The 23,798-nt window shown below is 72.5% G+C and carries 18 protein-coding genes and 2 pseudogenes; 13 read left to right on the top strand and 7 right to left on the bottom strand.

All coding sequences use genetic code 11. From position 1 onward, the window contains the following. Positions 1-155: 155 nt before the first annotated feature. The 5 genes and pseudogenes from ACZ7J0_RS02380 to ACZ7J0_RS02360 all read left to right on the top strand — a co-directional run bounded on the left by ACZ7J0_RS02380 (position 156) and on the right by ACZ7J0_RS02360 (position 5,802). Positions 156-1,613 carry an MFS transporter gene (locus ACZ7J0_RS02380; protein WP_470883180.1) on the top strand — a complete coding sequence of 486 codons (1,458 nt, stop codon included), beginning with the start codon at positions 156-158 and terminating at the stop codon, positions 1,611-1,613. 103 nt (positions 1,614-1,716) lie between these two features. Next, positions 1,717-2,292 (top strand): GNAT family N-acetyltransferase, encoded by a 576-nt coding sequence (locus ACZ7J0_RS02375; RefSeq protein ID WP_470883178.1) that lies wholly within the window; start codon positions 1,717-1,719, stop codon positions 2,290-2,292. A 594-nt stretch (positions 2,293-2,886) separates the two neighbouring features. Beyond that, entirely contained in the window at positions 2,887-3,390 is a 504-nt protein-coding gene (locus ACZ7J0_RS02370) for a nucleoside deaminase (protein ID WP_470884097.1), read from the top strand. A 98-nt stretch (positions 3,391-3,488) separates the two neighbouring features. After that, positions 3,489-3,671, top strand: a pseudogene (locus ACZ7J0_RS02365) (histidine phosphatase family protein); the annotation flags it as partial. Positions 3,672-3,816: 145 nt separating this feature from the next. Further along, complete coding sequence (locus tag ACZ7J0_RS02360; protein ID WP_470883176.1) at positions 3,817-5,802, top strand: DUF5107 domain-containing protein; 1,986 nt, start codon at positions 3,817-3,819, stop codon at positions 5,800-5,802. 263 nt (positions 5,803-6,065) lie between these two features. Here ACZ7J0_RS02360 and ACZ7J0_RS02355 read toward each other — a convergent pair whose 3' ends face one another. The 4 genes from ACZ7J0_RS02355 to ACZ7J0_RS02340 all read right to left on the bottom strand — a co-directional run bounded on the left by ACZ7J0_RS02355 (position 6,066) and on the right by ACZ7J0_RS02340 (position 9,627). Beyond that, positions 6,066-6,413: a VOC family protein gene (locus ACZ7J0_RS02355; protein WP_470883174.1), complete on the bottom strand. Its 348-nt coding sequence runs from the start codon at positions 6,411-6,413 to the stop codon at positions 6,066-6,068. Between the two features lie 10 nt (positions 6,414-6,423). After that, the gene (locus ACZ7J0_RS02350) at positions 6,424-7,245 is read right to left on the bottom strand and encodes a class I SAM-dependent methyltransferase (RefSeq protein WP_470883172.1); all 822 of its coding nucleotides are present in this window, start codon (positions 7,243-7,245) and stop codon (positions 6,424-6,426) included. Positions 7,246-7,441: 196 nt separating this feature from the next. Further along, on the bottom strand, positions 7,442-8,026 hold the full coding sequence (locus ACZ7J0_RS02345; RefSeq protein ID WP_470883170.1) for a GNAT family N-acetyltransferase: 585 nt from the start codon (positions 8,024-8,026) through the stop codon (positions 7,442-7,444). Between the two features lie 74 nt (positions 8,027-8,100). Continuing rightward, the gene (locus ACZ7J0_RS02340; protein ID WP_470883168.1) at positions 8,101-9,627 is read right to left on the bottom strand and encodes a phosphatase PAP2 family protein; all 1,527 of its coding nucleotides are present in this window, start codon (positions 9,625-9,627) and stop codon (positions 8,101-8,103) included. Positions 9,628-10,046: 419 nt separating this feature from the next. Here ACZ7J0_RS02340 and ACZ7J0_RS02335 point away from each other — a divergent pair, with 419 nt between their 5' ends. Both ACZ7J0_RS02335 and ACZ7J0_RS02330 read left to right on the top strand, forming a co-directional pair. Continuing rightward, positions 10,047-11,324, top strand: a complete 1,278-nt coding sequence (locus tag ACZ7J0_RS02335) for an aminotransferase class I/II-fold pyridoxal phosphate-dependent enzyme (protein WP_470883167.1) — start codon at positions 10,047-10,049, stop codon at positions 11,322-11,324. Positions 11,325-11,347: 23 nt separating this feature from the next. After that, positions 11,348-12,613 (top strand): MBL fold metallo-hydrolase, encoded by a 1,266-nt coding sequence (locus tag ACZ7J0_RS02330; protein WP_470883165.1) that lies wholly within the window; start codon positions 11,348-11,350, stop codon positions 12,611-12,613. A gap of 223 nt (positions 12,614-12,836) precedes the next feature. On the opposite strand, the gene ACZ7J0_RS02325 is transcribed toward ACZ7J0_RS02330, so the two are convergent. Then, on the bottom strand, positions 12,837-13,475 hold the full coding sequence (locus ACZ7J0_RS02325) for a DedA family protein (RefSeq protein ID WP_470883163.1): 639 nt from the start codon (positions 13,473-13,475) through the stop codon (positions 12,837-12,839). Further along, positions 13,472-14,239, bottom strand: a complete 768-nt coding sequence (locus ACZ7J0_RS02320; RefSeq protein WP_470883161.1) for an MBL fold metallo-hydrolase — start codon at positions 14,237-14,239, stop codon at positions 13,472-13,474. Before ACZ7J0_RS02320 ends, ACZ7J0_RS02325 begins: the two co-directional genes overlap by 4 nt. 176 nt (positions 14,240-14,415) lie before the next feature. Between ACZ7J0_RS02320 and ACZ7J0_RS02315 the strand changes: the two genes are divergently transcribed. From ACZ7J0_RS02315 to ACZ7J0_RS02300, 4 genes are all read left to right on the top strand, one after another. After that, entirely contained in the window at positions 14,416-14,820 is a 405-nt protein-coding gene (locus ACZ7J0_RS02315; RefSeq protein WP_468703761.1) for a hypothetical protein, read from the top strand. Between the two features lie 233 nt (positions 14,821-15,053). Further along, on the top strand, positions 15,054-17,180 hold the full coding sequence (locus ACZ7J0_RS02310; RefSeq protein ID WP_470883159.1) for a phage holin family protein: 2,127 nt from the start codon (positions 15,054-15,056) through the stop codon (positions 17,178-17,180). A 483-nt stretch (positions 17,181-17,663) separates the two neighbouring features. Continuing rightward, on the top strand, positions 17,664-18,005 hold the full coding sequence (locus tag ACZ7J0_RS02305) for a hypothetical protein (protein WP_470883157.1): 342 nt from the start codon (positions 17,664-17,666) through the stop codon (positions 18,003-18,005). 53 nt (positions 18,006-18,058) lie between these two features. Beyond that, entirely contained in the window at positions 18,059-18,211 is a 153-nt protein-coding gene (locus ACZ7J0_RS02300) for a hypothetical protein (RefSeq protein WP_470883155.1), read from the top strand. Positions 18,212-18,277: 66 nt separating this feature from the next. Here the strand turns inward: ACZ7J0_RS02300 and ACZ7J0_RS02295 are convergent, their stop codons facing one another. Continuing rightward, positions 18,278-19,486 carry a low temperature requirement protein A gene (locus ACZ7J0_RS02295; protein ID WP_470883153.1) on the bottom strand — a complete coding sequence of 403 codons (1,209 nt, stop codon included), beginning with the start codon at positions 19,484-19,486 and terminating at the stop codon, positions 18,278-18,280. A 232-nt stretch (positions 19,487-19,718) separates the two neighbouring features. Between ACZ7J0_RS02295 and ACZ7J0_RS02290 the strand changes: the two are divergent. Both ACZ7J0_RS02290 and ACZ7J0_RS02285 read left to right on the top strand, forming a co-directional pair. Next, positions 19,719-19,814 (top strand): annotated as a pseudogene (locus ACZ7J0_RS02290) (IS5/IS1182 family transposase); the annotation flags it as partial. Positions 19,815-20,055: 241 nt separating this feature from the next. Beyond that, complete coding sequence (locus ACZ7J0_RS02285) at positions 20,056-23,769, top strand: laminin G domain-containing protein (RefSeq protein ID WP_470883151.1); 3,714 nt, start codon at positions 20,056-20,058, stop codon at positions 23,767-23,769. The last annotated feature ends 29 nt before the right edge of the window (positions 23,770-23,798 follow it).

Below are 23,798 nucleotides of genomic sequence, written 5' to 3'. Positions count from 1 at the left end.
GACACGGCCCCGGTGAGCAACGGTATCCAGATTCACAGGACCAGGGGTCTTGACGTTTTACGCGCGTAGACCTCACCCTGTTTCGGCAGTACTTGTCTGACAAGGCTGCTGAACCGATTCGTTCATGACATGACATCCAGGGCAAAGGGGCCGACATGTCACCCACACTCGGCCGGACGCGTTCCGGAGCCGATTCCGATCTCGCGGGCCGCGGGCCCATGCTGCTGGCGATGGTCCTGGCCGTGCTCGGCTATCAGATCAACGCCACCATGCTCAGTCCCGCGCTGCCGGATGTCATCGAGCGCCTCGGCACGACCACGGCGGCGGCCGGCCTGTCCCAGACCCTGTTCTTCCTCATGGCGGCCATCGGCCAGGTCACGCTCGCCCGCCTCAGCGACCAGCGCGGCCGCAAGCCGATGATGATCGTCTGCGCGATCGTCCTGATCTTCGGCAATCTGCTCTGCGTCTTCGCGCCGAACATCGAGATCTTCATCGCCGGCCGCATTCTCCAGGGCATCTCGGCCGCGATGTTCACCCTCGCCTTCCTCACCCTGAACCAGCTGCTCACCCCGGCCGGATTCGGCAAGGCCGCCGGCGTCATCACCGCTGTCAACGGCGGCCTCGCCGGCGTCGACGCCATCGCCGGCGGTCAGATCGCCGACACCATCGGCTTCCGCGGCATCTTCGTCTGCTCCACCCTGATCGCCGTCGCCGGTCTCCTCGGCGTGCGCAGGTACGTCCCCGACGTCCCCGCGACCAACGCCGACAGCCGGTTCGACTCGCGCGGCATCGCCGCCCTCGCCCTCGGTCTCACCGGTGTCCTCGTCGGCCTCGCCCAGGGCGCGGCCTGGGGCTGGACCTCCCCGCTGACCCTCGGCTTCCTGCTCGGCGGCGTCGCCGCGCTCGTCTTCTTCGTCGTCTCGCAGAAGAGCGCGGCGAACCCGGTCATCGACATCGAGGTGCTCGCCTCCCGCCGCGCCTGGCCGCTGCTGATCACCACCATCTGCACCCTGGGCGGCGCGTTCGGCGCGATCGCCCTCACCATCCCGTTGTTCTCCCAGGACGCCCGGGTCGGCCTCGGACTCTCCGCCGTCACCGCCGCCGTCCTCTTCCTCACCCCCATCCAGCTCATCGGCGTGATCTCGGCCCCGCTGACCGGCCGGCTCGGTCCGAGGCTCGGCTGGCGCAGGATCGTGGTCACCGGCGCGGTCGCCAACTTCGCGATCTTCGTCTTCGCCACCTTCTTCCTGCACAACGAGTGGATCCTGGTCGGCTCGCTGGCCGCCCTCGGGGTCACCTACGGCGGATTCATGCTCACCGGCCTCAACGGCCTCGCCGTCACCACCGCGCCCAAGGACAAGCCGGGCTCGCTCTCCGGTCTCAACGGCGCCTGCTTCGGCATCGGGGCCTCGCTCGGCATCGCCCTCGCCTCCGCCATGATCACGGCGGGCAGCGACGCCGGGGGTGTCACCGAGGCGGGCTACCAGCACGCCATGTACGCGGCGCTCGCGCTCCTCGGCATCGGTGTCCTCACCGCGTTCCTCATCCAGCGCCCGGATCCGGCCCAGGCCTCGGACGCCGACGAGCCGCAGCTGATCGTCAGCCACCACTGAGCGCACGGCGCGAGCGCCGCTCGACCGCCCCCGTGGGACCGAGGCCCGTCCGCCCCGGCCCCGCGGGGGCCAGTTCCCTGATCCGCCTCGCTAGTCTGAGCCGGTGGCCGACACCCCTCGCTCCCCTGGATACCTCGCCGAGGGCGTACGGGTGGGCATCCGCCCCTTCGCCGCCGGGGACTCCGCCGAGTTCATCGCGCGCGCCCGCGAGAGTACGGAGCTGCACCGGCCCTGGCTCTTCCCGCCCCTGACGGATGAGGCGTACGCGCGGTACGCCGCCTCCCTCGCCGACGACCCCGCGAGGATCGGCCTTCTCGTCTGCGAACGGACCCGCGGCGACGCCCTCGTGGGGTTCATCAACATCAACAACATCGTCCGCGGCGCGTTCCTCAGCGGCGCGCTCGGCTACGGCGCCTTCGCGCACGCGGCGGGCCGGGGCCTGATGAGCGAGGCCCTCGACCTGGTCCTCGGCCATGCCTTCGGACCGCTGGGCCTGCACCGGCTGGAGGCCAACATCCAGCCACTCAACAGCAGTTCGCTCGCGCTCGTGCGCCGGGCCGGCTTCCGGCTCGAAGGGTTCTCACCGGCGATGCTCTTCATCGACGGGGCCTGGCGCGACCACGAACGCTGGGCGATCACCTCGGACGCCCACCGGTGTCGGCGACGGAGTGCTCGCTAACCGCGCTTCGCGACAAGAGAAGTTGATGCACGCCGCGGTTCTGACTTGATCTTGTATAAGTCTACGAAGAGCCTGGGGACGCTTTCATGTCTTTCATGCCTGGCTGGCGTCACTCGGTCGGCTGTGTACTCCTGACACAAGTTGCAACGGGGCAAGGCGCGTTGCGCCGAAGCAAGGGACGCGCCGTGGACTTCCTCCGATCAGCCGTGCAGCGGTGCGCCGGCCGCTCAGGGCCGACGCCCGGACGCGCCGCCGATCGAGGGTGTGCCGGCGTGCCAATCGGCATCACCGTGAACCACCGTCTGCCTGATCACCGTGTGGCAGCAGATCGCCCGCGGCGAACGCGGTGTGGAGCGGGTGAACATCCACCCGGCCGACGTCGGCGACGCGGAGTCGAGTTCTGCTCCCGCAGAACTGCCTCACCGGCGGCGCCGTCAGGAACGGATGGAGGAGATCAAGGGCAAGGACGGCCAGATCCGCAATTCGGTCGTGAACGCCATGGCATCCGCGGGGTGCCACATGTTGCCCCGGGCGCGCGTCCCGCACGGGCGGGCCTCCGGGAAAGTCCCCACCGTCTCCGAAAGAGGAGTGATCATGACCGCACACATCCAAGAAGCGCACGTCCAGGACTTCGAGCGTGCCTGGCTTGACGAGGCGATCAGACTGGCCACCACCAGCGTGGCGAACGGCGGCGGTCCGTTCGGCGCACTGGTCGCCAAGGACGGCGAGGTTGTCGCGATCGGGAACAACCAGGTCACCGCGACCCTGGACCCCACGGCGCACGCCGAGGTGAGCGCGATGCGCGCCGCCTGCAAGCGACTCGAGACCTTCTCGCTCGAGGGCTGTGTCCTGATCACCTCGTGCGAGCCGTGTCCCATGTGTCTTTCCTCCGCACTGTGGGCGCGAGTCGACCGGATCATCTACGCCGCCGATCGGCACGACGCCGCGGTGGCCGGTTTCGACGACCGCAAGTTCTACGACCTGTTCGACAAGCAGCCCGCGTCGATGTGGCCGATGCCGGTCGACCGGCTGGACCTGCCGAACCGCACGGCGCCGTTCGACGCGTGGCTGGCCAAGTCCGACCGCGTCGACTACTGACGAGGGGTTGTCGTGCAGACCGGGTGTGAACGCACGACGCACCACTCGACGGTCCCCGACGCCGGTCCGGACACCGTCCGGGCCGAAGGCGGTGCGCGCTGCTGAGGCACGGTAGGACGCCGCTGACGCCGGAGAGGCGGTTCTCCGGCAGTGGTGGCTCGGATCCGTCGCTGTCGGAGGCCGGGCGGCGGCGGGCCGGGGCGACCGCGGCGACGCCGGCCGCACGCGGCGGCGTGCAGGCGATCGTTGCCTCACTGCGGCGGCATCGGGCGGCGCGCGCAACCGGAAGGGCGGCGCCCGGGCACGGCGCCGGCCCGTGGAAGCCGGCCGGCGCGCTGCCCACCGCTCTCCCGGCGGCTGCCTTTACCGAAGCCTGACCTCCCAAGCCCCTGGTCAGGGCCTGGGTCGGCGTGTTCCATGGTCGTCATGACAAGCGTGCGACGCGCCGTACTCACCCTGCCCGGTGCCCCGTTGGGCCCCGAGAACCCGCTCCCCGCCCTGCGCGCACGGCAGGTGCCGCACGCGCTCGACGACCGCGCCCGGCAGGACCTGCCCCGGGACATGGCGCGGCAGATCGGTTACGCGCCGCTGCGCACCCTGCTCCCCACGCGCGTCCTGGACGGCTACGGACGTGAGCGCGCGCCCATGGACCTCGACACGATCGTGATCGAGAACGACCGGCTCCGGGTGACCGTGCTGCCCGGTCTCGGCGGCCGTATCCACTCCCTGCACCACAAGCCGACCGGGCGGGAACTGCTCTACCGCAACCCGGTGTTCCAGCCCGCGGCGTTCGCGCTCAACGGCGCCTGGTTCTCCGGCGGCATCGAGTGGAACATCGGTGCCACCGGCCACTCCACCCTGGCCTGCGCACCGCTGCACGCCGCGATCGTGCCCGCCCCCGACGGCGGGGAGATGGTCCGCCTCTGGGAATGGGAGCGGCTGCGCGACCTGCCGTTCCAGGTGGACCTGTGGCTGCCCGAGGGGTCGGACTTCCTCTACGCCGGCATCCGCGTACGCAATCCGCACGAGCGCCCCGCGCCCCTCTACTGGTGGACCAACATCGCCGTACCGGAGGACGGCCGCGTCCTCGCCCCCGCCGACCAGGCCTGGCACCACGGCTACGACCGCACCCTGCGCCGGGTGCCCGTACCGGAGTCCGAGGGCGTCGACCGCAGCCATCCGCTGCGGAGCGAGTATCCCGCCGACTACTTCTACGACGTGCCCGACACCGCCCGGCGCTGGATCGCCTCCCTCGACACGGCGGGCGAGGGGTTCGTGCAGACCTCCACCGACCTGCTGCGCGGCCGCAAGCTGTTCCTCTGGGGCCGGGGCCGGGGCGGACGTCGCTGGCAGGAGTGGCTGACCGAGCCCGGCACGCCCGGATACGCGGAGATACAGGCCGGCCTGGCCAGAACCCAGCTGGAGCATCTGAAGCTGGAGGGCGGCGAAGAGCTCAGCTGGCTGGAGGCGTACGGCCCGCTGGCGGCCGACGCCCGGGCCGTGCACGGTGACGACTGGGGAGCAGCGCGCGCGGAGGCCGAGCGGCGCCTCGAGGACGCCCTGCCGCGCGCCGCCGTGGACAGTGCCTACCGGGCGTGGCGGGCCAGCGCCGACACCGCGCCGGTGACGCCCCTCGCCACCGGCTCGGGCTGGGGAGCGCTGGAAGTCCTGCGCGCGGGCCACAAACTGCCCGGGACCCCCTTCGACGAGTCGACACTCGGCGACGAACAGGCGCCGTGGCTCGCGCTGTTGCACACCGGCGTTCTCCCGTCCCCGCACCGTGTCGCCCCGCCGGGCCCCTCGCTCGTCGCGCCCCACTGGCGCGACATGCTGGAGACCGCCCCGGCCGAGCCGCACACCGAGTACCACCTCGGCGTCGCCCAGTGGCACGCCGGAGACCTCGCCCAGGCCGTCCGCAGCTGGGAGCGGGGTCTTCAACTCGCGCCGTCGCGCTGGCCGTTGCTGCGCTGCCTCGCGGTCGCCGACCGCGAGGGCGGCCACCTCTCCAGGGCCGCGGAACGCTATGCGGAGGCGTTCGGCGACCTGTGCGAGGAGCGTCGCGACCAGGGCGAGGCATGGACGGCGGCGACGGTCGCGCTGGCCCGCGAGGCCCTCACCACCCTGCTGGCCGCCCAGCTCCCGGACCGGGCGCGGACGATCTGGCAGCGCCTTCCCGCGACGGTGCGGGAGCGGGGCGCGTTCCGGTTGATCGATGCGCAACTGCTCCTCGCGGAAGGCGACCCGGCAGCGGCGCGCGCCGTCTTCGACGGCGGCTTCGACGTGGCGGACCTCCGGGAGGGCGCGGAGACCCTGACGGAGGCATGGACGTCCCTGACGGACGAACCGCTGCCGGAGCGATACGAGTTCCGGATGCGGCCGGAGGGCGGAGGTACGGTGCCGGGTGGGGTGTAGGGCGGGCGGGGTGCCGGGCGGGCGGACGAACCGCTGCCCGGACGCCCTGAGTTCCGGATGCGGGCGGCGGGGGCGGAGGCATGGCCGACCGGGGCGTAGGGCGCTGGAGCCGTACGCCGGCAGCTGCCCCGGGCGGAGGAGTACCACCCGGATCGGGCGAAGGCGCGGCCCTGCCGCGCCTGCCCGCTCCCCCCGCCCCCACGGCCGTCGGGCCGCCCCGGCCGGCCCCGTGGCCGCCCGAGGGCGCGCCGAACCGTCGGGGCTCAGCTCCGGCGGTCGACGTACTCGAAGACCGAGCCGTCCGGATGGACCGCGATCAGGTTGCGGCCCACCGGGGTGGGGACCGGACCGGCGACGATCTTGGCGCCGATCTCGCTGAGCGTGGCGTACGCCGTGTCCACGTCGTCGACGGCGATCGTCGCCGCGACCTTGCGGAGTATCTCCAGCTCCTCCTCGGGACCGCTCATCAGCAGGAAGCATCCGACGGCCGCGACCGACACGCCCCCGCGCTCGAAGCGCAGGGCCTGCCCGCCGGTGAGGCGCTCGTAGAAGAGCACCGAGGCTTCCAGGTCATCGACGCAAACGCGCAGCGTGGTACCGAGAATCTCCATACGGAGAAGCCTAGTTGACCCGGCAGAGGATCTCCCCGTGCGGGACCATGAACCAGGCGTCGTCCTGGCGGCCCCACTCGCGCCAGCCCTCCGCGATCTCCGTCAGCCGCTCCGGGGTGGTGTGCCCACCGTCCACCGCCAGCCGCGCGTACGCCGACGCGGTCGTACGGTCCGCCCACAGCCCGCTCCACCAGGCGCGTTCCTCGGGTGTGGCGAAACACCAGGTCGCGGCGGTGGCCGTGATGTCGGTGAAGCCGGCCTGCCGGGCCCATGAGAACACCCGTCGGCCGGCGTCCGGCTCGCCGCCGTTGGCGCGGGCCACCACGTGGTACAGGTCCTGCCACTCGTCCAGGGCCGGCGGTTGGGGGAACCACGCGAAGGCCCCGTAGTCGCTGTCGCGCGCCGCGACGACGCCGCCGGGGCGGCACACCCGCCGCATCTCCCGCAGCGCCTGCACGGGGTCTCCCACGTGCTGCAGTACCTGATGGGCGTGCACGACATCGAAGGAGTCGTCGGGGAAGTCCAGCGCGTGAACATCGGCGACCGCGAACCGCACGTTGTCCAGGCCGCGTTCGGCGGCGACCTCGCGCGCCTGGCCCAGTACGTCCTCGGCGTGGTCCACGGCCGTCACCCGGCCGGGGGCGACCAGCTCGGCCAGGTCGGCGGTGATCGTGCCCGGCCCGCAGCCCACGTCCAGCACGTCCAGCCCCGGGCGCAGTTCGGGGAGGAGGTAGGCAGCCGAGTTGGCGGCGGTGCGCCAGCGGTGCGAGCGCAGCACCGACTCGTGGTGACCGTGGGTGTAGACGGCGGTTTCACGGCTCGCGTACGTCATGACCGGGCTCCCTCTCGTGAAGTGGTGTCACCACGGTACGGCTTGATGTCGCATCATGAGATACGCGTCTTGAAATATGGACGGCAATGGGCTGCGGCATGCGTCTGCCGCCCGCGAAGTGGACCTCTCGCGAGCGGCAGTTGTCGTCGAAGTGAGCCCTTTCAGCCGCCGGGGTCCGTCGCCGTGACCGAGCGGCTCAGTGGTCTGCCTGGTGGCGCACCTCGCCGTCCTGGCGCACGTCCGTCGGGGTGAGCCCGGCCCACGCCGCGACGGCGGCCGACGCGTGGTGTTCCGGGTGCACATGGGCGATCACCCGGTTCACGGGCCGGTCCCAGAGCCAGTCGACGAGGGCCCGGGCCGCCTCCCGGGCGACTCCCCGGCCCTGCCAGGGCGTGCCGATCACCCAGGCCACCTCTGCCGTCCGCGGATCGCCTTCGGTGACCGTCGCCTGGACCGTGCCGACCGGGATTCCGTCGCCCGGGCCCCCGTCCTCGCGCAGCAGTACGACCCAGTTGCACCAGGACACCGCGGGGTCGGCCGGTCCGGCGAGCATCCGCCCGTACCGGGCGCGCAGCTCGGTGACGGTGGCAGGAGCGCCGCCGATGAAGGTGTGCAGAGCGGGGTCCCCGAGCACTCCCGCCATCCCCTCGGCGTGTTCGGCCCGCAGCGGCTCCAGGAGCAGTCGCGCGGTGCGGATGGGCTCGGTGGCGACCGCGGGCGCGGGGGTGGGGCCGGGGCTGGGCGCGGGTATGGGACCGGGCAGGGGCACGGGCGTTGACATGGGCCGAGTCTCACCCTGTCCGGGGCGCGCGGCCACTGCTTTTGCCATGGCGCCGGGGCGGGCCTTCCGCGAGGCTACGAGAACGCCCTCGGGCAGTACACGACCAGCGCCTCGGCCGCCTTGTCGACCGTCAGTTCACCCGATGTCTCAGTGACCTCGCCGTCGAACGCCACCGGCGTCCGGGGAGCGAGCGAGGCGATCCGCATCCGGCGCACCGTACGGGCCGCGTGGACGGGAGAGCGGCTCAGCGGACCGGCGAACGCGGCCGCGAGGAGCCGCAGGCCGGGCAGCCGGCCGCCGTGCACCACCCGTACGTCGAGCAGACCGTCCGCCAGATCGGCGCGCCGGGCGGGCGCGGGCCCCACGCTTCCGTACACGCCGTTGCCGGCGAACAGGAGCCACAGAGGCCGCCGCTCCCCGCGCAGCTCCGCCTCCAGCGGATGCTCGCCGCGCAGCACGCGCACGGCGGCCAGCACGCCGGCCGGCCATCCGCCGATGCGGGGCGACCAGCGCTCCCGCAGCCGTACCAGTTCCGGATACACGCCGAGGCTGAAGGTATTGAGGAAGTAGCCGTACGGCTCACCGTCCGGGCCGGGGGAGAAGCGCCCCAGGTCGACCCGCACCGCATCGCCCGAGGTCAGCGCGGCGCAGGTGTCCGCGACCGACTCGATCCCCAGGTCCTGGGCGAAGTGGTTCAGAGTGCCGCCCGGGAAGACCGCGAGCGGCACCCCGCGGCGCGCGGCGACCGGCGCCGCCCGGTTCACCGTCCCATCGCCGCCGAGTACGCCCAGCGCCCGGCACGCGTCGGCCGCCTTCGCCAGCTCCTGTGACACGTCCTCGGGCTCGCACTCCACTACCTCGGCGAGCGGCAGGGCCTTGCGCACCAGGTCCGCCCCCTCCGCCGAACCCGACGCCCGGTTCACCACGACGACCAGGCCCTCGCCGGCCGGCAGGGCCGGGGCGTCGGTGTGCGGGCGCCCCGGCTCCGGCGTCTGGGGCCGGGTGGGTGCGAACCCGCGCAGCGCGAACGCCGCGCCCACACCGAGCGCCGCGCCCACCAGGACATCGCTCGGATAGTGCACTCCGGTGTAGACGCGGGACAGCGCCACCGCGCCGGCCACCGGCGCGACGGCCGCGCCCCAGCCCTTCGACTCCAGGGCGACACCCGTGGCGAAGGCGGCGGCGGACGCCGCGTGCCCGGACGGGAACGATGTGGTGAACGGCTGCTTCTTCAGCTGCCGCATCAGCGGTACGGCGTCCAGGAGGGGGCGCGCCCGGCGCACCGAGCGCTTGCCCACCGTGTTGATCGCGGCCGAGGCGAGCGCCAGCGACGCCACTCCCCGGACGGCGGCCCGCCGGGACCGCGCGCTGCCGCCGAGGACGGCGATCGCCGCGGCTGTCCCGAACCACAGCACCCCGTGGTTGGCGGCGCGGCTCAGCCGGGGGAGCACCGGGTCCGCGCCGGGCCAGTGGCGTCGCGCCACCCGGTCGAAGACCTCACGGTCCCAGTCCCCGAGCAGGGCGGTGACCCGGGCCCGCGCCGACTGGGGGACGGCGCGCGGAAGCGGACCCGTGGCGATATGAGCGTGCGTTTCGGACATGGCACGCGGGTACCCCCGAGTCCCGCGTCCAAGCGGGCCGGGCGGAGAGTCGCCGGCAGCGGCGCCGGCAGACTCCCAGGGTGCCGTGTCCACCGCTCCGCGCCGACTGGCCGGCGGTACGGGAAGGGCGTACGAGCCCCCTTTCCTCGCCACCTGCCCGCGGACGGGGTGCCTCACCTGACCGGCCGCGCCCGGACGGCCGTGAAGCCCGTCCGCCACACGGGGTCGGGAGCGGCTGCTGTCGCGCACCACGAGGCGGCGGCCACCACGTGGCCGGGACGGACGGTCCACGACACCGGGGTACTTCTTCCGCACGGTCGTCCAGCACCCGGTCACCGCCGTCTGAGGCGGCGAACCCTCAGGAACCTCCGTATAAAGGGCACTGAGGAACCAGGGCTCGAAGCGTCGGAGGTACGGCCATGCGGCAGGCGGCTCCGGAAGGGCACGGCCCCGTGCGGTACGGACCCCCCGCCCCCGAGCCGGGACTACCCGTGCCGCCCGGGCTGGCCGCCGTCCTGGCCGCCGCCGCGGGCGGTCCCGGGGCGGAACCCCCGGGCGGTGGCCCGGTCCTGCGGGAGGCGGCCGCCGGCTACTGGTGGCGGCGGGGCCTGCGCGGCCACCCCGAGGACGTGGCCGCCGCACCCGGACCCCAGCCGCTGCTGCTGGCCCTGATCGCGGCGCACGGCGGCGACGTCCTGCTGCCCCGGCCCTGCCCCGCCTGGTGGACTCCGCAGGCCCGGCTGCTCGGGCAGCCCGCCTACCACGTGCCGACCCCCGCCGAGTGCGGAGGCGTGCCCGATCCGTTCGCGCTCCTGGAGACCGTCCGCAGGGTGCGTGCCGAGGGCGGTCGGCCGACGCTGCTCCTGCTCTCCGTCGCCGACGACCCCACCGCCACCGTCGCGCCGCCGGAACTCGTGCGCGAGGCCTGCGAGGCGGCCGTCGCCGAGGGGCTGCACATCATCAGCGACGAGACCTGGCGCGACACCCTGCACCGGCCGCACGACACGGTCGTCGTCAGCCCCGCCGAGATGTGCCCGGACGATGTCACCGTGCTGTGTGACCTCGCGGGGGCGCTCGCCCCGGCGGCCTGGCCACTCGCCGTCGCCCGCTTCCCGCCCGCGGCCCCGTCCGCGGGGCGCCGCGCCCGTACGCTCGACATCCTCACCGCCCTCGGCGCCGTCATCGCCGCCCCGCTCGCCGCGGCGGCCGCGCACGCCCTCGGCGAACCGGGCGAGGTCACCGACCGGAACGCCGCCGCGAACGCCCTCCACGCGCGCGTCGCGGCCGCCGTCCACGGGGTGGTCCTCGCGTCGGGGGCACTCGCCCGCCCTCCGCAGGCGGGCCGCCACCTCTACGCCGACCTCGGCCCGCTCCGGGCGGGCCTCGCCGCGCGCGGTGTCACCGACTCCATGGAGCTGGAGGAACACCTCACCGGCCGTCTCGGCGCCTCCGTGCCCGGTGGCCATCGCTTCGGTGACGAGCTGGGGGCGCTGCGGGTGCGCCTGTCCACCGGGCCGCTCCTCGGGGCCACCCCCGAAGAACAGCTGGAGTCCCTCTCCGCGCCGGAACCACTTGAACTGCCGCACCTCGCCAGGGCGTTGAGGACCTTCGCGTCGGCCTTCGAAGAACTGCGCACCGAGGAGCCACGCATGGAGGAGCCGCGCATCGAAGCACCACGTGTCGACGAACCGGGTTGAATCGCCGAGAACGGAGTCCGCGGATGACGGAAGAGACGGCGGGGACGACTCGTACGACCCGTACGACCCCCGATACGGACGAGCTGGACGGGACGGGCCCGGACGCGGGCTCGGGAATCCTGTCCGGCACGGGGACGGGCACGTACACGGAGGCGGGCGCGGACACGTACACGGAGACGGGTACTCCGTCCGACGCGGGCACGGGCACGGGCACGGAGAGGGGAGCGGGCGCGGAACGGGAGGCGGGCCGTACGAAGCGCGCGGGAGGCTCGGCGGGCGTGGAGGTGCCGCTGCCGGCGCCGGAGCAGCGGCCGGCGCGTGCCACCGGTCATCTGCAGGTACTCGGCCTGGTCCGCGACTGGCCGCCCACCTTCGCCGACCGGTTGACCGCCCCGCTCCCCGGCGTGCGCGCCGTCGCCCGGCTCGCCCGTGAGGGCGCCGTGCGCCCCGGGCCGGAGGGGCTGCGCTCCATCCCGCTGTTGCCGTTCGCGCCCGGCCCGCTGCCGGTCGTGGACGCCGGCACGGTCGCGGTGACCTGGGCCGGCCACGCCAGCTGGGTGATCCGGACCGGCGGGCTGACCGTCCTGACCGACCCCGTCTGGTCCCGCAGAATCCTCGGAACCCCCGCCCGGATCACCCCGGTCGGGGTGCGCTGGGAGGACCTGCCCCCGGTCGACGCGGTCGTCATCAGCCACAACCACTACGACCACCTCGACGCCCCGACCATGAAGCGGCTGCCGCGCGAGACACCCGTTTTCTGTCCGGCCGGCCTCGGCCGCTGGTTCCGGCGGCGCCGCTTCACCCGGGTCACCGAGCTCGACTGGTGGGAGACGGCCGAACTGGACGGCGTCCGCTTCGACTTCGTCCCCGCGCACCACTGGTCCAAGCGCACCCTCACCGACACCTGCCGTTCGCTGTGGGGCGGTTGGGTGCTCACGGACCGGCTCGACCGGCGCGTGTATTTCGCCGGAGACACCGGCTACGGCCACTGGTTCAAGGAGATCGGCCGTCGACATCCGGACATCGACGTGGCGCTGCTCCCGATCGGCGCGTACGAGCCCCGCTGGTGGCTGCGGGACGTGCACACGGACCCGGAGGAGGCGGTCCGGGCGTTCGAGGACCTCGGGGCGCGGCGGATGGCGCCGATGCACTGGGCGACGTTCGTGCTCTCCTCGGAGCCGGTCATGGAGCCCCTCACCCGGGTCCGCGCCGCGTGGGAGCGGGCCGGGCTGCCCCGCGAGGACCTCTGGGACCTGCCGATCGGCGGCTCCCGGGTGCTGCCGGACTGACGAGCGGGCCCGTTCCCGGCGAGCCCCGGGCCCGGTGCGCGAGAGGCGAGAGGCGTGGGGCGACTGCAAGCGGCGCCTGGCGCATGGCCCCCGGCGGGAACCGGCGCGCGCCCGGTGCCTCGTGCCTCGCCGCCGGGTCCGGTGCCCGGCGGGTGGAGCCTGCCGGGCGGGTCCCCGGGCCTGGCGTCTGGTGCCTGACGGCCGATGCCCCGTGCCCGGCGTCTCACGCCTGACGGCCGGAGTCCTCCGCCCCTGCGCCCCGGAGCCTGCGCCACAGCGTCGGCACCACGCTGATCAGCAGCACCAGGCTCACCGCCGCCACCACGCCCTCCCACGGCTCGGGGAAGAGCGAACCGCCCAGGATGCCGATCAGCTGGTACGTCGCCGCCCACGCCAGGCACGCCGGCACGTCCCCCTTCGCGAACCGCCGCAGCGGCATCCGCGTCAGCAGGCACGCGAGCATCACCGGGATGCGTCCCGCCGGCACCAGCCGTGACAACACCAGCACCGACACCTGATGGGTCCGCAGCTTGGCCCGCGCCTGCTCCAGGCGCTCGGGGGCGGCCCGGCCGCGCAGGGCCGCCGGCCGGCGCGAGCCGTCACGTGACCGCAGCCCGCGCTGCCCGAGCCAGTACAACGTCACGTCTCCCAGGAACGCGGCGAAGGCCGCCACCAGGAAGACGAACAGCAGCGTCAGCGGGGCGGTCTGGTGGAATGCCACCACCGCCGCCGAGCTCACGACCGCGCCGGTGGGGATCACCGGCACCAGCGATCCGAGCGCCACCAGCAGGAACAGCGTCGGATAACCGACGGCCTGTTGTGTCGACTCGGGCGGCAACTGCCGCACGATCTCCCCGATCACCGGCCGACCTCCGGACGCGCCGTCTCGCCGTGCGCCAGCAGATGCACCCTCACGTCCGGTGCGAGCCGCGCCGCATGTCGTACGAACTCGTCCCCCGGAGCGTGGAATTCATGCGGCCGGACGCCGTCCATCCCGATCGGCCAGTACGTCCCGTAGTGCACCGGCACCGCCGCCCGGGGGGCCAGGGAGGCGAGGGCCTGCGCCGCCCGGCCCGCGTCCAGATGGCCGTGCCCGAGGTAGGGGCCCCAGCCGCCGACCGGCAGCAGTGCCAGGTCGACCGGCCCGACCGCGTTCGCCATCCCGTCGAAGAGCCCGGTGTCCCCCGCGAAGTAGGTGCGCGCCGCGCCGTCGACGACGTAGCCGAGCGCGGGGGAGCGGTGCGGTCCCACCGGCAGCCGCCGCCCGTCGTGCAGCGCCGGGACGGCCCGTACCGTCAGTGTCCGCACCTTCACCTCGTCGCCGGGCCCCACCTCGGCCAGCCGCAGGCCGGTGAGGCGCCGCAGCCCGGGCACCGCGCGCGTCGCGCCGCGTGGAACGACCAGGAGCGTGCCGGGCGCGAGCCGGGACAGCGACGGCAGATGCAGATGGTCGGAGTGCAGATGCGAGATGAGCACGACGTCGGCCACCGCGGCCCGCGCGGGCGGCAGTTCACCGCGCCGCCGCCGCAGATGGGCCAGCCGACGCACGAAGAGCGGGTCGGTGAGCACCCGGATCCCGGAGTCCTCGACCGTACACGTGGCATGACCCCACCAGGTGACTTCCACCGGCCCGCACCTCCTCCTCGCTCCGGCACCCCACCGCTCCGGCCGGCCCGGCCCTCGGTACGAGCGTAAGTGTCCGGGGCCGCGAACGGGCGCCCGAGCCGGCGTCGCACGCCCTCCCCGGGCAGGGCGGGAGCGGAGTAGGGTCGGCGGTGAACGGCGTGTACAGGGGGTTGGCCATGGACGGCGTACGGGTGGCGGCGATCGCCAGTCTGACCCCGCTGGAGGAACTCGACAGCGACCCCTTTCTGGTGGACACCCGCAGCCAGCACGCCATGTGCGCGCGTTGGGCCGAGGACAAGGGCTGTGTCGTGGTGCGGCAGTTGCTCTTCTACGGCCTGCGCCCGGACCACGGCGGCCTGTGGGCGGATGTCGATGCCGGCACGGTGGACCTGTTCGTCGCCCCCAACGAACGGGTCCTCGAGCGGGCGTTGACCTCGGTGCGGGACTTCGCGGCGGAGTGTGAGCGGCGGGGAGTGCGCCTGGAGACGGCCGGCCTCGACGAGCCGACGTACGACGCGGCGATGAAGGCGGACGTACACCGCAGGCTCTCGATGCCGACGGCCGGTTACAACGGCTGCTGAGCCACGGGCGGCCCGTCAGCGGTTCGACGTTCTGCCAGGAGTGGTCTCTGAGCCGGCCATGAGCGGCTCCGACCGGGACCGGCGGTTGCGACCGGGTCGGCGGTTCTGCCCGGGCCGGCGGTTCTGACCGGGGCCCATGGACGCAGGCCGTGACCCGAGACCGTTGTGCCACGCTTGAAGCAGGAAAGGGTGAAACGCGAACGGGCGAAACGCGAAGGGGCGGCGAGCGCGGCGTGGGCGACGGGCGATGGCGGAGGGCGGGCAGCGCCCTGGGGCGGGTGCTGGTGGTCTGGGCGGTGTCCAGCCTGACCCTGCTGGCCCTCGCCGGGATCCTGCCTGACTTCCGGCTCCAGTCGGGCGACGGCGACAGCGTCACGAGGACCGCCGTCACGGCCGCCTGGGGCGCCGGCGCGTTCGGTCTGCTCGGCGCGCTGGTGTGGCCGGTGATCGTCCGCGCGCTGCTGCTCGTACCGGCCCTGGTCCTCGGTCTGCTGGTCTTCTTCCTCAACGGTTCGCTGCTCCTGATAGCGCTCTGGCTCATCCCCGACGGCCGCGGGGCCGCCGAGCCGGAGACGGCCGTCGTGGTCGCCGCCGTGATGTCCGCGGTGGCGTCGGCGACCTCCACCGCCCTCGCCGTGCGCGACGACACCGCCTACCGGCGCAGGCTCTACCGGCTCGCCGACCGCAAGCGTCGCCGCACGGGCGCGGACGCGGGCCCCGAGGCCCCGCCGGGCATCCTGTTCCTCCAGCTCGACGGTGTCGGCCACCGTGTGCTCAAGGAGGCCGTCGCGGACGGCCTGATGCCGACCGTGGCCGGCTGGCTCGGCACGACGCACCGCCTCACGCCCTGGCGCACCGACTGGTCCAGCCAGACCGGCGCCAGCCAGCTCGGCATCCTCCACGGCTCCAACCACGACGTGCCCGCCTTCCGTTGGTACGAGAAGGACACCGGCCGACTGATGGTCAGCAACCGGCCGGCTAGCGCCGTCGAGCTCCAGCGCCGGGCCGTCGCGCGCACCGGCGACGGCGGACTGCTCACCCTGGACGGCGCCGGCCGGGGCAACCTCTTCAGCGGCGGCGCCGAGCAGCTGGCCCTGGTCCTCTCGGTGGCCGCCCGCCGGGGCCGCCGCAACCGCTCCCGGGCGGGCTACTTCGCCTACTTCTCCGACCCCGCCAACGCCGTCCGTACGGCGGGCTCCTTCGTCGCCGAAGCCGTCCGCGAGATCGGACAGTCCCTCCGGGCGCGGCTCCGCAAGGAGACCCCGCGCGTCTCGCGCGGCGGCCTCTATCCGCTGATCCGCGCCTTCGCGACCGTCGTCGAGCGGGACGTGGTGGTCGCCGCGGTGATCGGCGACATGCTGGTGGGGCGTACCGCGATCTACGCCGACCTGGTCGCCTACGACGAGGTCGCCCACCACTCGGGGCCGCACGCCAGGGACGCCGAGAAGGTGCTCCAGCGGCTCGACCGGTCCGTCGCCCTGATCGCCAAGGTCGCCGAGCACGCGCCGCGGCCGTACCGGATCGTGCTCCTCTCCGACCACGGCCAGAGCCCCGGCGAGTCCTTCGAGGGACGGTACGGGCTGAGCCTGAGGGATCTCGTCCGAGCCGGCTGCGGGCTGCCCGTGCCGCGCCGCGCGGGACGCACGCGCAGCGGCTCGGAGGCCCGTGACGCGGCCCGGGACGCGCTGCGCAGCGCGCTGCACCGGCCTGTGGCGGAGAGCGACGAGGAGCGGCCCGCCAAGGGGTCCGACCCGGTCGTGCTGTCCTCCGGCAATCTCGGTCTGGTCTCCTTCCCCGACGTGCCGCACCGCATGACCCGCGAGGAGATCGACCGGCGTCACCCGGCACTGCTGCGCACCCTCGCCAACCATCCCGGCATCGGGTTCCTGCTCGTGGCCGACGGGAAGCACGGTTCCGTGGTGCTCGGCCGGGGGGATGTGGAGGTGCCGGTCGACGAGCTCGACGACGGGGGGCCGCTCGCCGTCTTCGGGACCGGGGCGGCGGAGGCGGTACGGCGCACCGACGGCTTCCCGCACGTCGCGGACATCATGGTCAACTCGAGGTACGACCCGGCGACCGGCGAGGTGCATGCCTTCGAGGAACAGATCGGGTCGCACGGAGGCATGGGCGGCGAGCAGGCGCGGCCGTTCCTGCTGTCGCCGGTCGAATTGTCGGCGCCGGTGGACGACGGGGCCGAACTGGTGGGGGCCGAGCGGGTCCACGAGGTGCTCAGACGCTGGCTGCGGGAGGGCAGCGGGCCGCAGGTGCCGGTGGGGGCGGTGAAGGATTCACCGCCCCGCAGAGAAGCGGAAGAAGCTCTTCCGATTGCCCAACCCGTCGGGCCGGACACAACCGGCTGATGGTGAACGGGCCTTCGTGTACGGGCCCATGGTCGGGTTCGTACGACGAAGGCGCACGCCCCCGTGCGGGTGCTGCGCTCCCGGCTGGTCCGCGACGCGTTCCTCGCCGTGGCCGCGTTCTCCTTCTCGACGTGGCTGTTCGCCGGCTCCGGTAGGCGCCCGTCCACCAGGGCGTGCCGGCCTCTTCGCGGGCGTGCACCGGTGTGCGCGTGGATGGCGGCGCGGCGCTCGCGGGCCGGGACGCGATGGCCGTCCTCCCAGGGCACCACCCGTCCGCCGCCGGCGCATGGCCGGGCACGTACGGCGGACTCGGCCCGGCAGGAACGACGCGGGCGTTCCGCACGGCCCGCACGGCCCGCACGGTCGGAGCAACGCGCTGCGCCGACGGGGCACGGGGCATAGCCCGGACGGGCGGAACTCGGGCCCGTTCCGGGCGAGCCCGCCGGCGGGCGGGTAGGACGCAGGTCCAGGAGGACCGCGCCCATGCCCATGCCCTGCCCCGCCACCGCTGTGCGCCGCGCCGCCGTGGTGGCGCTCCTGGTGCTCGCCGCGCTCCTGGGCGTCTCGGCGGAGGGGCTCACCCCGGCCACCGCCGAGCCCCGCCCCGTGGCCTCGGCCGCGCCCGACCCCTCCGGAGAGGCCCAGCAGGACACGGCCGAGACGGAGACCACCGCGCCGGGCCGGGGCCGCCGGGTCCGGCCGCGTGGCGCCGCGCATCCGGTGACCCTCCACGGCCCCCGTACGGCTCAGCGCCCCGACGCCGGCGCTCCCACAGAGGGGACCCCGGCTCCGGTCGCCCTGCGGTTTGTGGTGCTGCGCTGCTGAGAGGTCCGTACCTCCCGCAGCCCGCATCCACCCCCACCGCAAGGAGCACAGCCATGCCCATCGACCCCTTCGCCGTCATGAACGCCCTGCTGCGTGCCGAGGCCGCCCGGGACCGCGCGCCCGAGGAGCGCGGGTCCGCGCGCGAGGAACGCGAATCCAGCAAGCCGCAGGAAGCTCGCGCAGAGAAGGGCACGTCGAGCCGCTGAGCCCGTCCTGACCGGTCGGCCCCGGCAGCTCGCACCTGCCGGGGCCGGCTGCCCCCGTAGGCAGGGTCAGGGAGTGGCCGCCTCCGGCGCCGAAGCCCTCACCGTCCGCCCGTGCAGCACCACGAGTCCCGTCACCACCGCGCTCAGCAGCCCCAGCGCCACCAGCGCCGGAACCAGGACGATCACCGTCCCGCCGAGCAGACAGACCACCCCGCCGACGAGCAACGCGGGCGACCAACGCCCGCCCACCCGGGCGAGGATCGCCGCCGTCGCGAGGAGGAACAGACCCGCCCCGCCCGTGAACGCCCAGGCGACCAGGCCGTGCAGCGGCTCCGACAGGCTGTAGTGGCCGGTGTCGGCGACCTGATGGAGGATCTTCTTCATCCCGAGAGCCAGCAGCACGACGCCGGCGACCAACGGCAGATGGAGGAAGGTGTAGGCGTCCCGGGCGAGCCGCGTACGGTCGTCGCCCTCCAGCGCGCCGAGCCGGTGTTCCGCCACCTCGCCGACCTGACGGAAATACAGCCGCCACAGCCCCGCCGACACCAGCAGGCCCGCAGCCACCGCCGCCAGAACCGGTGCGGTGACCGGGAAGTCGGCCATCCCGACGCCCATCGCGACGATCGACTCGCCCAGGGCGATGATGACGATCAGGCCGTACCGCTCGGCGAAGTGCCCCGGCGAGTTGACCCGCCAGCCCGACGAACCGGTGACATAGACCCCGCAGTAGTCCACGACCACCGCGCCCAGCCACAACCCGACCTGCCCGGCACCCGTGAACGCGGTCCCGGCCAACAGCAGCACCAGCGGTGGCGCCACCGATACGAGCGCCGTCCGGCGCAGGGTCCGGCGCAGCACCGCGTCGCCCGGTGCGGACACCCAGTACGACGCCAGGTGCAGCAGCCGCACGGCGCCGTAACAGAGCACGAAGACCAACGGCGACGGCAGCCCGCCGGGCTTGTCCGCGTACGCCTCCGGAACCGTGAGCGACACGATGAGGACCACCGTCATCACCGCGACGAGCACGGCGAACATCGCTCCCGAGTCGGCCCGCACCACGTTCCCGAGCCACGCGAAGCAGCACCAGCACCACCACAGCAGCGCCAGCACCACCATCGCCCCGACCATCCGCAGCGGCGACGGCCCGGCTGCCATCAGAGCGGTGACCTGGGTGAGCGCGTACACGAAGACCAGATCGAAGAACAACTCGGCGGGTGTGACGCGATGGTCGTCCCCGGTGGCTATCATCCGCGGCCGCTCACTGACCCTTGCCATGGCATCTCCCCCTCCACACGCCCGGACGGTCTGCCCGGCCGACCGGGCGCAGGATACCCACGGCGCCCGGACAGCCAGGGGACCGAGCCCCGGCCCGCCATGACCTCCGGCGTAATGACGTTGGCAGAGCGACTGAGTTCGGCAACCGGCAGACCCTGCGTCCGGGGGCCTTGGGCGTCCGCTGAAGTCCGTGGACGGCCGCCGAGTGTTGCCCCTTGTGGCTCCCCTCATGCGACGCCGGCAGATCGTGCCGCGCATCGCTCGCCGAGGCATCGAAACGCCCAACCGCCTTGGCAATCACCGCTGGATCATCGAGCGAACGATGTCCGGGCTTCACGACTAGAAAGCGAAGCCAAATCGCTGCACCACAGCGCTACTTGAGGGGACCTAGGCGATTTATCCCATTCGTGCGGTTTGTGGGCAGCAAGGTTGCTGTACGCGCCAACGGTGTCGCCTTTTCGGCCTTGTCTTCGATGGCCGCGGAACCGTACTGTCCGCATGCGGACCGTTAATGGACCGTGTGTTCTATTACGGGTCTGGGGAGGCCCGGGGGTGGGGGAGTCATGTTCGTGAGCCTGCGCGCATTCAGACCGGTGGCAGTGGTGCTGCTGGCCGCGGCACTCGGAGCGGGGGCGTTGCCGGCTCCGGCGTTCGCTGAAGTCGGTTCACAGATGCCGCAGTCCCTCGCGCTGTCCGGTGCATCAGCTCAGGCGGCCGCGAGTGGTGAGCCGGTGGAGGTGGTCGCGGAGCGCAGTGAGTACACGCAGACCATGGCGAACCCGGATGGGACGTTCACGCTGACGCAGTCGACGACTCCGCAGCGGGTACGGGGCGCGGACGGGGCGTGGCGAGCGATCGACGCCTCCCTGGAACACCGTGCGGACGGTTCGGTGGGGCCCAAGGCCGCCGTGGTGCAGTTGTCCTTCTCCGGGGGCGGCAGCGGTGAGGGGATGATCCGCCTGGCCAACGAGAGGGGCGCGCTCACCTTCGGCTGGCCGGGAACCCTTCCCGAGCCGGTGCTCGCCGGCGCCACTGCCACCTACCCCGAGGTGTTCGAGGGGGTCGACCTGCAGCTGACCGCGACCTCCGAGGGTTACCGCGAGGTCCTGGTCGTGAAGTCCGCCGAGGCGGCCGCGAACCCGAAGCTCGGACAGATCAAGCTGTCCGCCAAGGGCCAGGGCCTCGCTCTGCGGCCGAGTCCGGGTGGTGGCCTGCGGGCCATCGACGAGGACGGCAATGTGGTCTTCAAGGGGCCGGCCGGTCAGATGTGGGATTCGGCGGGGGACGCCTCCTCCGGTCCTCAGACGCAGATGGCTCGCACGCAAGCCTTCGAGGCGCCGGCCGAAGACACCGCTGGTGAGGACAACCCCGGTGCGCCGGCAGCGGAGCCCGAGGACCCGGCCCAGCCGGGCAAGGGCGACGCGAGCGCTCTTCTGCCGGTGCAGGTGGCGGACGGGGCGGTCACGGTGACGCCGGACCTCGGCATCCTGCGGGGCGAGGACACCGTCTACCCGGTCTACATCGATCCGCCGATGGGCGTGGGGTACTCCGAGCGCACGGTGCTGTCTTCGGACGGCGACCGGTTCTGGAACTTCGACGGCGACTACGGAGTCGGCCACTGCAGCCGGTCAGGCCCGTACTACTGCACCACAGGTGCCTCGTACACGAACCGCATGTACTACGAGTTCGCGCCCACCAAGCTCGTCGGCAAGCAGGTTATCGACGCCACCTTCCGCGCCTACGAGACCTGGTCGTTCGACTGCAACCCGCACTGGGTGGACCTCAAGCGCACCGACAACATCTCCGAGGCCACGCGCTGGCCAGGCCCCAGAGAACTGGACCATCTGGGCGACCGTGACGTATCAGCGGGACGCGGATCCAACTGCTCGCCCGATCAGCCGGACTCGTGGATCGAGTTCCATGACAACAGCGCCGAGACGGACGAGAACCTGCGGGCGACGGTCCGCGCGCTGGCGGACGGATCGATCTCCCGGCTGACGCTGATGCTGCGGGCCAAGGACGAGGGTGATGCCTCAGCCTGGAAGCGGTTCAACCAGAACGCCGAGCTTCAGGTCACCTATGTGCCCAAGCCGGGTGTGCCCACCAGCGTCGGTCTCATCCCCGGCAACGGGACGGTGCAGTACTGCTCCACGAATGCCTCCGCGCCGACCGTCTCGACGCGGTCGGATCCCATGATGCAGGCGATGGTGCAGACGCTCGTGGCTCCCAAGTCGGGCGAATATGCCGGCTCGCTGCGTGCCTACATGGACGTCGAGCGCTCCGATCCCGCCCAGGGCTGGGTGAAGTCATGGGCCGCGACGCTTCCGACCAGCGGATACCACCCGGACAACACCCTGGAAAGAGTCCGTGTCACGCCCCGGTCGGATGGCTCGCTGTACCGGTACCGGGCGTGGACGCGCTCTTTCTGGACCACCAACGGAGTCACCTCCAGTGTGGGGTCGGGGGTGACGACGTGGTGCTACTTCAAGGTCGACACGACCGCGCCGAAGGAACCCCAGATCCTCTTCCCCACGAACCCTCTCTACAGCGAGTGCACTGCCGACGCATGTAAGGCCGCAGGCGGACCTGGGGTGGCGTCCACGTTCACAATCAAGTCGAACGCGGCGGACACCGACATCACCGGCTTCCAGTGGAAGCTGATCAGCGAGAAGACTGCCCATACGGAGACAGGCTCCAGTGCAACCATCAGTCCCGTACCGCCTCTGTCGGGTGTCCAGGTGCTGACCGTCCAGGCCAAGGACGTGAACAACCGTTGGGGAACCCCGAAGGAAGTCGCCTTCAAGGTCGCTCCTGCCAAGAGTGCCGTCGGGCGCTGGCACTTCGCTGACGGCACGCCCGGCTCGACGGTCACCACGGCCGCTGACAGCGCCACCGAGGGTGTGCGCCACCCGGTCACTCTGCGCCAGCAGACGGGCAACAAGGCGGCGACATGGTCGGTCATGGGGCGCCGCGGCACAGGCGACTACTCCCTGGCACTCAACGACGACGTCACCGACCCGGTACAGCAGATCGGCTACGCATCGACCGACGCGCCGCCGCTGAACACGAAGGAGTCGTTCACGATCTCCGCGTGGGCGCTGCTGACGAACACCTCGGAGAACCGGGTGGTGGTCTCCGCGCCGGGCGCTTCCGGGACACTGTTCCACCTGTACTACTCGGCCACGACGAAGAAGTGGGCCTTCAACCGCGCTGCGACGGATGTACAGGACCCCACCTACGTCACTTCCTGGGCCGAGACGTCGAACCCTCCGGCCAAGGTCTGGACCCATCTGGCGGGCGTCTTCGACACCAAGAACGACACCAACAAGGCCAACGACACCATCCAACTGTTCATCAACGGCCGTCCCCAGGGCACGCCGGTGGTGCTGGCCGCGGCCAACGCCACCTACATCCCGACCGCATCGACGCAAGGCATGTTCATCGGCCGGGCGATGCTCGGGCGTCATTTCTTGGGCCGCATCGACGAGGTCGCCGTATGGGACCGTCCGCTCACCGCTGACGAGATCCGCGAAGAGAGCGCGCTCAAGGAGGACAGCATGCCGGCGGTCGAGCTGGTGGGCTACTGGGACGCCTCCATGGCGTCCGGAACCACGGTGCCACAGCGGGCGCCGTATTCCGGCCCGGCCATGACCCTCTCCTCCACGGGCGCCACTCTGGACCCGGTGAACAACGAGCTGGTCCTGGACGGCGTATCCGGCGCCATGTCCACCATCGGCCCGGTCATCGACGAAACCGGATCCTTCACCGTGACCGCGAACGTGAAGCTGGACAGCGCCACACTGGCGGGCAAACCGGTGGGCTACCGCGCCCAGATCCTGGGCCAGCAGACGCCGTCGAAGTCGGAGTCGTCCTGGGCGCTGTGGGCCGAGAAGGTGTCGGAAACGGGATACGTCTTGCGCTTCGGCCGCACTGCCACGGACGCCACGGGCAAGGTCGTCGAGACGGCCTCCATCGCTTCTGACGCCGCCGCGATGAACACATGGGTGCAGATCACCGGCGTCTACGACGCGACCGAAACCACTGACTCCGGCTACGGCAACACGCATCTCTACGTCACCAGTAGCGAGCAGCCCTCGGAAGGCAAAGCGTCCTTCAGTACGGCTATGCAGGGGCTCGGAGAGCTCGCCGCGGGACGCGGTTCCGCAAACGGCACCACAGGGCACTACCTGCCCGGCGCTCTGCACGAGGTCCGCATCTGGACCGGGGCGATGACGGCCCCGCAGATCAGGACCACAGCCATGGGCGACTCCGGCGACGAGTAACTCCCGGGGAGGTCGGCCAGCGCTTAGCC

This window comes from Streptomyces sp. NPDC038280 (assembly GCF_055600045.1).
The sequence above is the reverse complement of the archived record's forward strand: the minus strand, read 5'-3'. Positions and strand labels throughout refer to the sequence as shown.

What these genes read in the sequence shown, in the direction of transcription:
- ACZ7J0_RS02360 (WP_470883176.1), top strand. Translation starts at nt 3,817, where the DNA reads ATGACAAGCGTGCGACGCGCCGTACTCACCCTGCCCGGTGCCCCGTTG.
- ACZ7J0_RS02335 (WP_470883167.1), top strand. Translation starts at nt 10,047, where the DNA reads ATGCGGCAGGCGGCTCCGGAAGGGCACGGCCCCGTGCGGTACGGACCC.
- ACZ7J0_RS02295 (WP_470883153.1), bottom strand. Translation starts at nt 19,486, where the DNA reads ATGGCAAGGGTCAGTGAGCGGCCGCGGATGATAGCCACCGGGGACGAC.
- ACZ7J0_RS02305 (WP_470883157.1), top strand. Translation starts at nt 17,664, where the DNA reads ATGCCCATGCCCTGCCCCGCCACCGCTGTGCGCCGCGCCGCCGTGGTG.
- ACZ7J0_RS02300 (WP_470883155.1), top strand. Translation starts at nt 18,059, where the DNA reads ATGCCCATCGACCCCTTCGCCGTCATGAACGCCCTGCTGCGTGCCGAG.
- ACZ7J0_RS02380 (WP_470883180.1), top strand. Translation starts at nt 156, where the DNA reads ATGTCACCCACACTCGGCCGGACGCGTTCCGGAGCCGATTCCGATCTC.
- ACZ7J0_RS02315 (WP_468703761.1), top strand. Translation starts at nt 14,416, where the DNA reads ATGGACGGCGTACGGGTGGCGGCGATCGCCAGTCTGACCCCGCTGGAG.
- ACZ7J0_RS02370 (WP_470884097.1), top strand. Translation starts at nt 2,887, where the DNA reads ATGACCGCACACATCCAAGAAGCGCACGTCCAGGACTTCGAGCGTGCC.
- ACZ7J0_RS02355 (WP_470883174.1), bottom strand. Translation starts at nt 6,413, where the DNA reads ATGGAGATTCTCGGTACCACGCTGCGCGTTTGCGTCGATGACCTGGAA.
- ACZ7J0_RS02345 (WP_470883170.1), bottom strand. Translation starts at nt 8,026, where the DNA reads ATGTCAACGCCCGTGCCCCTGCCCGGTCCCATACCCGCGCCCAGCCCC.
- ACZ7J0_RS02330 (WP_470883165.1), top strand. Translation starts at nt 11,348, where the DNA reads ATGACGGAAGAGACGGCGGGGACGACTCGTACGACCCGTACGACCCCC.
- ACZ7J0_RS02350 (WP_470883172.1), bottom strand. Translation starts at nt 7,245, where the DNA reads ATGACGTACGCGAGCCGTGAAACCGCCGTCTACACCCACGGTCACCAC.
- ACZ7J0_RS02340 (WP_470883168.1), bottom strand. Translation starts at nt 9,627, where the DNA reads ATGTCCGAAACGCACGCTCATATCGCCACGGGTCCGCTTCCGCGCGCC.